Source organism: Streptomyces sp. NPDC060209, from assembly GCF_042728155.1.
Taxonomy (GTDB): domain Bacteria; phylum Actinomycetota; class Actinomycetes; order Streptomycetales; family Streptomycetaceae; genus Streptomyces.
The window spans coordinates 1-8,569 of sequence record NZ_JBHWZS010000353.1; the positions used below are offsets into that span (position 1 = coordinate 1).

Annotated in this window: 7 protein-coding genes; 2 read left to right on the forward strand and 5 right to left on the reverse strand. The window is 67.4% G+C overall.

Going from position 1 to position 8,569, the window contains the following annotated elements; translation table 11 throughout:
• Positions 1 to 485: 485 nt before the first annotated feature.
• The 5 genes from ACFWFI_RS37860 to ACFWFI_RS37880 form a co-directional block, all read right to left on the reverse strand.
• Positions 486 to 1,538: an NAD(P)-dependent alcohol dehydrogenase gene (locus ACFWFI_RS37860; RefSeq protein ID WP_387399551.1), complete on the reverse strand. Its 1,053-nt coding sequence runs from the start codon at positions 1,536 to 1,538 to the stop codon at positions 486 to 488.
• A gap of 13 nt (positions 1,539 to 1,551) precedes the next feature.
• Positions 1,552 to 2,964 (reverse strand): aldehyde dehydrogenase family protein, encoded by a 1,413-nt coding sequence (locus ACFWFI_RS37865; RefSeq protein ID WP_387399554.1) that lies wholly within the window; start codon positions 2,962 to 2,964, stop codon positions 1,552 to 1,554.
• A 254-nt stretch (positions 2,965 to 3,218) separates the two neighbouring features.
• Positions 3,219 to 4,397 (reverse strand): FAS1-like dehydratase domain-containing protein, encoded by a 1,179-nt coding sequence (locus tag ACFWFI_RS37870; protein ID WP_387399555.1) that lies wholly within the window; start codon positions 4,395 to 4,397, stop codon positions 3,219 to 3,221.
• Between the two features lie 48 nt (positions 4,398 to 4,445).
• Complete coding sequence (locus tag ACFWFI_RS37875) at positions 4,446 to 5,618, reverse strand: iron-containing alcohol dehydrogenase family protein (protein ID WP_387399557.1); 1,173 nt, start codon at positions 5,616 to 5,618, stop codon at positions 4,446 to 4,448.
• Positions 5,619 to 5,664: 46 nt separating this feature from the next.
• Positions 5,665 to 6,852, reverse strand: coding sequence for a CaiB/BaiF CoA transferase family protein (locus ACFWFI_RS37880; protein ID WP_387399559.1), 1,188 nt, complete (start codon positions 6,850 to 6,852; stop codon positions 5,665 to 5,667).
• A gap of 342 nt (positions 6,853 to 7,194) precedes the next feature.
• Between ACFWFI_RS37880 and ACFWFI_RS37885 the strand changes: the two genes are divergently transcribed.
• Both ACFWFI_RS37885 and ACFWFI_RS37890 read left to right on the forward strand, forming a co-directional pair.
• Positions 7,195 to 8,139, forward strand: a complete 945-nt coding sequence (locus ACFWFI_RS37885) for an NAD(P)-dependent oxidoreductase (protein ID WP_387399563.1) — start codon at positions 7,195 to 7,197, stop codon at positions 8,137 to 8,139.
• A 36-nt stretch (positions 8,140 to 8,175) separates the two neighbouring features.
• Positions 8,176 to 8,562, forward strand: coding sequence for a carboxymuconolactone decarboxylase family protein (locus ACFWFI_RS37890; RefSeq protein WP_387399561.1), 387 nt, complete (start codon positions 8,176 to 8,178; stop codon positions 8,560 to 8,562).
• Positions 8,563 to 8,569: the final 7 nt, after the last annotated feature.

The window sequence follows — 8,569 nt, forward strand, 5'->3', positions numbered from 1 at the left end:
GGCCGAGCCCGCCTGGGGTCACGCGACGACGTCCTTCCTTCACGCTCGGCCGGAGTAGCGCTGGCCGCGAATCACCGCCGTGCGCCGTGCGAACCTCGAAAATTCCCGGCAGAGCGAATTCTCGGCCTCCCGGCAACCTCACCCTGCTGCAAGCGGCCACCATCACCGGCCGCTGGGGCACCACTCAAGTCGTGTCGGCGGCCCAGCTCCAGGAGGGCGACGGCCAGGTCTGTGACGTGCACGGGACAGCCCATGTCGTCGGTGGACAGGGCGCCGTCGCGAATGCAACATCCTCTCCCTGGGCTCGGTCCTCGCCTTCGCCGTCGGCGGACGCCTCCCCTTCGAGACACCCGAGGGGCGGCCGCACGCCCTCATGCACCGGGTGGTACACGAGGAACCCGACCTCACCGGCATCCCGGAGCCGCTGCTCCCTCCCCCTCGTCCGCGACTGCCTCACCAAGGCCCCTGCCGCCCGGTAAGGTGACTCAGCCGGTCGTCGCCATGGTCGCGATGTCGATGACGTACCGGTACCGGACCTCGCCGGCCGCGACCCCGTCGTATGCCGCGTCGATCCCGTCAGCACCGACGACCTCGACCTCGGCGGTAATCCCGTTCCCGGCACAGAATTCGAGCATCTCCTGCGTCTCCTCGATGCTCCCCACCAGGGTGCCTGCGAGCGATCGCCGGTTGTTCAACAGCGAGAACACGTCGAGTGAGATCCGCTTCTTCGGCACTCCTAGGTTCACGAACGTCCCGTCCAGCGCGAGCAGCCCGAGAAAGGCGTCGTAGTCAAGGTCCCCGGGGACCGTGGAGAGGATGAGGTCGAACGTGCCGGCGAAGTCGGTGAAGATCGCCGGGTCCGTGGACAGCCGGTAGTCGTCGGCCCCTCGCCGGTAGGCGTCGGCCTTCTTGTCCATCGTGAGGTCGAAGACGGTGGTGTGCGCCCCCAGTGCCGCAGAGATCGGTACCCCTACGTGCCCGAGGCCGCCGTATCCGATGATGGCGACCTCGACGCCGGGCCCGGCTTTCCAGTGCCGCAACGGGGAGTACAGCGTGATCCCCGCGCACAGCAGCGGGGCAGCCGACTCCAGCGGGATACCGTCCGGGATGCGGAGGACATAGCTCTCGTCGACGACGATCTTCTCGCTGTAGCCGCCCTGGGTGTACTGCCCGGAGCGGTCCAGGCAGTTGTAGGTCCGGATGTGGCCGTTGCGGCAGTAGGGTTCCATGCCGTCGCGGCAGTAGTCGCACTCCCGGCAGGAGTCGACCAGGCATCCGACACCCACCCGGTCACCGACCGCGAACTTGCGGACTTCGGACCCGACGGAGGAGACGATGCCGACGATCTCATGGCCGGGGACGAGCGGGTAGTGCGTCTGACCGAACTCGCCGCGTGCGCGGCTGACGTCGGTGTGGCAGATTCCGCAGTAGGCGATGTCGATCAGGACATCAGTCCGTCCGACGGCCCTGCGCTGCAGTGACATGGGCGTGAACGCCTCACCAGGGCCCGCGATCGATCGGGCGTTGACCGTGATCATGTCGCTCGCCCGGTCAGCCGATGGACTTGTACTCGAGGAACTCCTCGATGCCGTAGCGGCCGAATTCGCGGCCGATGCCGGAGAGTTTGAACCCGCCGTGCGGCGCACGCTGGTTGACCGCGGAGCCGTTGATCCGGATGCGTCCGGCGCGCAGCCTGCCGGCGAGGCCCCGCGCACGCTCGTCGGTCCCGGCCCAGATGGCTCCGGCGAGTCCGTACTCGGTGTCGTTGGCGATCCGGAAGGCGTCGTCCTCGTCATCGAACGGGATGATCACGACGACCGGGCCGAAGATCTCCTCCCGCGCGACGCGCGAGGTGTTGTCGCCGGAGAAGACGGTGGGCCGGACGAAGTAGCCGCGGTCGAGTCCTTCGGGGGCGTCCGGGCCACCGGTGAGAAGGCGCACGCCCTCGTCGAGCCCGGATCGTATGTAGTCGCGGATCCGTTCGCGCTGGTGCACGTTCGCCACTGGACCGAGCGTGGTGGCTGCGTCGTAGGGATCGCCCAGGACGTAGCTCTCCGCCTTGCGGACGGCGATCTCCTCGGCCTCGGCCAGCCGGGAGCGGGGGACGAGGACTCGGGACAGCCCGCCGCACACCTGCCCGGAGTTCCTGAAAGCGTCCTCCATGCCGACTTCGATCGCCCGGACGAGGTCGGCATCCTCCAGGATGACGTTCGCCGACTTGCCGCCGAGTTCGAGGGCGACCTTCTTGACGCCCTGTGCGGCCAGTTCCATCACCCGGCGGCCTGCCCGCACGGATCCGGTGAGGGAGACCATGTCGACCAGCGGGTGGGTGACGATGGCCTCGCCAACCTCGGGCCCCGTGCCCGACACTAGGTTGAACACGCCGTCGGGCAGGCCTGCCTCGGCAACCATCTCCGCAAAGATGAACGAGCTCAGCGGTGCCACCTCGGTGCCCTTGAGTACGACGGTGCACCCGGCCGCGATCGCCGCTCCGGCCTTCATGCAGACCATCCGCATCGGGCCGTTCCACGGCGTGATCGCCCCGACCACACCGGCCGGCTCCCGGGCGATGACGGTGCGATCGACCTGCTCCTGCCAAGTGATCTCGGGGAGACTCTCGGCGAGGCTCACGAGGTCCACCACCGCGGAGGCCCCTTGGGCCTCGGCAGCGATCGCGTAGGGCTGGCCGATCTCGCTGACGATGGCCTTGGTGATCTCGTCGGAACGCTTTTCCGTCAGCTCGGCGAGCTTGCGCAGGAATTCCGCACGCACTCCGACCGGCGTCTTCGACCAGGCCGGGAAGGCCGCAGCTGCTGCCTCGGCGGCAGCGTCCACGTCTGCGGCCGTGCCGGCCGGAATGGTGACGACAGCCTCCTCGGTGACCGGATTGATCACCTCGATGACATCGGTGCCTGCCGAGGGCACCCACTTGCCGTTGATGAAGATCTGGTCGCGTTCGATCACAGAACACACTCCTAAAGCATCGTCACAGCAGCCAAGTAGTTCGTATATCAGAACTGTTAATCGTTATTACGTCCGTACGCTACGGACACCAGCCCGAGGGTGTCAACGCCCGGACCGAGTCGGCTTCCGGCATTTCAGGGCTCCCACTCGGCACCTGCCTCCTGGCTGTCTCAGGTCATCCGCCGACGCACCATCCGACACCGAAGCGCCACGCACCCTGACGGCACGTGGCGCTTGTTTCCTGCTTCGAGTGATCAGGCGGCCTTCCCCTCCGGCTGCCGCGGGAGAACGACCGTCGCGGTGCCGGGCATGCAGTTCTGCTGACGCTGGTTGTACGCCCAGGTTTCAAGGTGCACCACGGCGTCACCGTCCGCGTCGATCTCCTTGCCCACGACCTTGCCGCCCAGCCGCACCACGTCCGACAGGTAGACGTGCGCCCTGTACTGGCCGTGGAGCGCCTTCACCGCGCCGGTGTCGCCGATCCAGTGGGTGAGGGTGTGGATCTGCCAGCAGGTGCGCTGGATGCCGACGTCGTAGGCGATCTGCGCGCCCTGGAGTCGAGCGGCGTAGTCGTTGTAGTGCACCGAGTACACCGGCTCGAGGGCATGCGTGTTGGGGTCGCGGAAGGCCCACTTCGGGTGCTTGCGATACCGGCGCAGTGCGACACCGTGAGCGGAAAGGCGCGGGATGGGCGCGGCGCCGGAAGCGACGTAGGCGATCTCGTCGGTGAGCCCGATCGGTCCCTTCGTCAGGTTGTCGAGCTCATCGCCGATCTGCACGTCCTCCCAGTACCGCGGCTCGGCACCGCGCGGGGTCTCGGCGAGGATGTCCTCCTCGATCTCGGCGAGTTCCTCGTCCTTCCACGGGTGCGGGAGCTCGATCGCGCGCGAGCTGCGGCGCTTCTGCATCTCACCGCGTTCGAAGCGCATCCGCGAACAGATGAACCTTGCGACCAGCTTGTCGTCCTGGTTCCAGTACTCCTGGCGCAGGTAATCCTTGATCCTACGGCCGCCGAAGGCGCTCTCGACCGGGTCGTCGAACCCGTCGAACCAGACGCGCGCCGTGATCTTGTCGCCGACGCGGATCGGAGCATGAAAGGTCACGTCGGTCTCGGCGTGGAACCCGCCGAGCCCACGCCACCCGACCTGGACCGAGCCCAGGCAGGCGAAGATGAAGCTCGGCGGAGCGACGATCTCGCCGAACGGGCCTGCGGCGGCATACTCCTCGTCCGTCCACAGCGGATTGCCGTCACCGATGCCTTCGGCGAACCGCAGGACGGCAAGCCGTGTGGCGTATTCGTTGTTCACGCACGCGTCCGTGCGGAGCTCGGTCCCGATCAGGTTCCGCATGCTCGTGAGCATCTCTTCGGTGAACTTGCCGGTGGCGAGCTCCTTGCCGAACTCCGTGCCCTGTGGGCTCTCCGTCGTCGTCATGGCACTTTCCTCTGTGATCGTGAATGCGTGGTGTTTCGGGGCCGGCCTCTACCAGGCCCCGGTGATCAGCTCGCGAACGTCCTGGCCCTCGGGCGGGCGCGGTACGGCAGTAATGGCCCAGTCGTCCATGGCGTGGGAAACGGCCTCACCGAGCGCTCCCTGCTCGACGCCGATGTCCTGGAGACGACGGGGCGCCTCGAAGACGTCCAGTAGGCGCTCGACCTCGGTGACGACGTCCTCCGGGCTGCAGGTGCCTGCCAGCCCCAGGTAGCTCCCGATGGCCGTGAGCCGGCCGGGGACCGTACTCGCGTTGAAGCGCATCGCATGCGGCAGCAGAAGAGCTTCGACGACACCGTTCGGCGCCGATGACCTCGGGCCGATGGCGTGCGACAGTGCCTGCGCGAGTCCCCCGCCGGTGTGATCGCTCCCCTGGCCGCTCAAGATCGCCGCAAGCATCAGCTGCAGACGCGGAGCCGCCTGGTCCGGGTCCTTCAGGACCCCGGGCAGCCAGGCCACGACGGTACGCAGCGCATGAGCCAGCTGCGCGTCGGCGAGCGGGTCCACCCGGCGGGACTGCAAGCCCTCGACTGCCATCGAGAAGATGTTCAAGGCAGCCGACCAGGCCAGCCGGGGAGGAGCGGTGAGTGCCATCCCCGGGTCGAGGACGACTCCTTGGGCGCGGGCCTTCGGGTCGTAGAGCGCGAGGCGCTCCCCCGTTCCAGGGTCTCTCACGGCAGCGCCCGCCTTGGCGTAGGCCGTGGTCGGAGAGCTCGGCACCACCCACTGCGGCAGCTTCGGCGCGGCCAGTTTCGGGCTCACGAGCCGGCCACCCTCCCTCCGGGTGCACAACTGCCGCGCATCCGCGCCCTCGCCCAGCAGAATGGTCGCCGCACGGGCGGTGACGACTGACGATCCGCCGCCGACCGCGATCACCGCGTCCGCCTCGTGTTCGGCCAGGAAGTCCCGGGCCCGCTCGACGGAGGGCAGTGGACTGTGCTCCTCGACTCCGTCGAACTGACCCACGAGACGCTCACCGAGCGCGTCGTGGACACGTCCCATCGTCTTGGTGTGCGCAGCGACCGCGGGGATGCAGATGATCACCGCGCGGCGGGCGCCGACCCGCTTCAGCTCTCGCGGCAGGGATTCCAGTGCTCCCTCACCGCAGAATGTGCGGAAGGCCGGGCTGACGTGCCGGATCCGCAGATCAGGTTCAACGCTCACGTGCTGTCGCTCCTTATGTCGTGTCGCGTCACGGGCGCGCAGCTGCTCAGATGGCTCCGGCGTCGCGCAGTTTCGCTATGTCATCGGCGGACAGACCGAGTTCCTCGCTCAGCACCTGGTCGGTGTGCTCGCCGAGCGCTCCGGACCTGGTGGGCTCGACCATCGGTGAGTCGGAGAGGAGCAGCGGGCTGCCAAGGGTCATGAACGACCCCTGTTCGTCGTTGACGGTGCGCACCACCCCGCGCTCGCGGATGTGCGGGTCCTCCAGCAGCTCCGGCAGGGTGACCACCGGAGCACACGGGATCTTCAGGTCCTTCAATGCCGCGGCGAGGTCCTTCTTGCTGCGGGGCCCGGTCCAGCGGGCGACGACGGCGTCCACCTCATCCATGTGCTCGCATCGCCCGGGCATGGTGGCGAACCGCGGGTCGTCGGCATCCGGGTCGTTCATCAGCTGCCGCAGTCGGTCCCAGTGCTTGTCGGTGGGACAGAGCACCGTCACCCAACCGTCCGCGGCCGGATAGGCGTTGTAGGGCGTGACCGACATGCCCCCGTGTCGGTTGCCGGTGCGTTCGAAGTTCGCGGTGTTCTTGCTGAGCAACCCCGCGATGTTCGAGGTCAGGGAGGGGAGGACGGCGTCCTGGAGGGCGACCTCGACGTGCTGGCCGCGCCCGGTGCGGGTCCGCTGGAACAGAGCGGCCAGCACCCCGGCCAAGATGTGCGTCCCTGCCATGAAGTCCACCATCGAGGGTCCGGTGCGGACAGGTGCTCCGTCGGAGAAGCCCGTGGTGCTCATGATGGCGCTGCGAGCCTGGATCGTGAGGTCCATGGCGGATTCGCCGGCGTACGGGCCGAAGGTTCCGAAGCCGGTGCCGGAGGCCATGATCAGGCGGGGGTTGATCTCGCTGAGCTGGTCGTAGCCGAGGCCGAAGCGGTCCATTGCGCCCGGTGAGAGGTTCTGCACCAGGACGTCGGCGTTGCCGACGAGCTTGCGCAGGACGTCCTGTCCGGCGGGGTGTGCGAGGTCGAGACGGATGTTGCGCTTGCCGGAGTTGAGGAAGCGGAACTGGATCGGGTAGCCGTCGTCGTCCACGGTCGGCAGGCGCCGGTAGGGATCACCCTGAGGTGCTTCGACCTTGATGACGTCGGCACCGAGACGGGCCATCAGCATGGTGCAGTACGGGGCGAAGTAGAACTGTCCGACACAGATCACCTTCACGCCTTCGAGGGCGGTCATGCAGAGCCTCCGTCACATCGGGCGTCACTCAAGTCATGGAGAACCTCACTTCGCCCGATCTCTGCGACCCTCTGGGCCGCCGCGTGACGGGCGAGGCCGAGGATCACTCCACTCCGGAATGCCCACGCCTCAAGTCGTTCGTCATTACGAACCACTGTCCGTATTTACAACCCCGAGGCTAGGGTCGCACCTCTTCGATGTCAACGGCCGGCACCCCGTCGGCGCCATTGACACCCTGACGCTCGAGTCCTACCGTTCATTCGCCTATATGGTCAATGGTTCGTCATTACGATCCACTGGGGCAAGGGCCCGCGGATCTCACACCGCAGCGGCTGCCCGTTCATCGACGAAAGGACAACCATGAAGGTCGGCTTCATCGGGCTGGGTTCCATGGGTCAGGGCATGGCTCTCAACTTGCGGCGAGCGGGCTACGACCTGGTCGTGCACGATCTCGACCGATCCAGCGCCGCCCCGCTCGAGGAGGCGGGGGCGGTCTGGGCGGACTCCGTCGCAGACCTCGCGGGTTCGGTCGACGTGGTGTTCACCTCCCTGCCGGGGCCTGTGGAGATGCGACAGATCGGCGTGGGCGACGGAGGGCTGCTGGGTGGACTCAAGCCGGGTGCAACCTGGTTCGACCTGACGACGAACTCCCCCACAGTGGTGCGCGAGGTCCATCAAACGTGCCGTGAGCACGACGTCGAGCTCTTCGACGCGCCGGTCAGCGGCGGCCCCAAGGGGGCACGCTCAGGCAAGCTCGCCATCTACGTAGGCGGGGACCCCGACGCCTTCGAACGCGTGGGTCCGGTCCTCGACGCAATCGGTGACCAGATCCTGTACGTGGGAGAGATCGGCGCCGGCAACACCGCCAAGCTGGTGCACAACTGCGCCAGCATGATCATCCGTTCGGGGATCGCCGAGGTCTTCACCATGGGGGTCAAGGCAGGCGTAGAACCCGACGCCCTCTGGAACGCCCTGCGACAGGGCGCCATCGGCAGGGCCCGGACCTTCGACCGGGTCGGTGACCGATATCTGCAGGAGGCCTTCGATCCCCCGTCGTTCGCGCTGGCGCTTGCGAACAAGGACCTCCGCCTGGCTCTCGAGCTGGCGGACCAGCTCGAGGTCCCGATGCGCGCAGCGCGACTGGTTCAGGAGGACTTCACGGAGGCCCTGGACCGGGGATGGGGCAAGCGGGACTCGCAGACCCCGCTGCTCCTGCAGAACGAACGAGCGGGGGTCACGATCAAGCTCACCGCCGAGGAGGTCCAGGCCGTTCTCGACCGCGGCTGATCGACTCGCAGTTCACCGACAACAAGGAGACGGCACATGGGCACCACTGACCCCAGGACCACCGGCCGACGCATCATGAACGAGCTCATGGGTGACGGCTACGTGGAGAAGAAGGACCAAAACCGGAACAGCTTCAACGATGTCATCCAGGACTACTCCGAGGAAGTCTGCTTCGGGCGTGTCTGGGCTCGCGACGGCATCGACCGCAAGACCCGCAGCATCATCAACCTTTCGGTGCTGACCGCCTTGGGCCGGCCCGCCCAGCTCGCGCATCACGTCGAGGGAGCGATCAACAACGGGGCGACGGTCGACGAGATCAAGGAAGTCCTCCTGCAGACCGCCGTGTACTGCGGCCTGCCCGCGGCCGGCGAAGCCTTCAAGGTCGCCGAAGGCGTCCTCAAGGCCGGGGGCCACCTCGACTGACCCACCC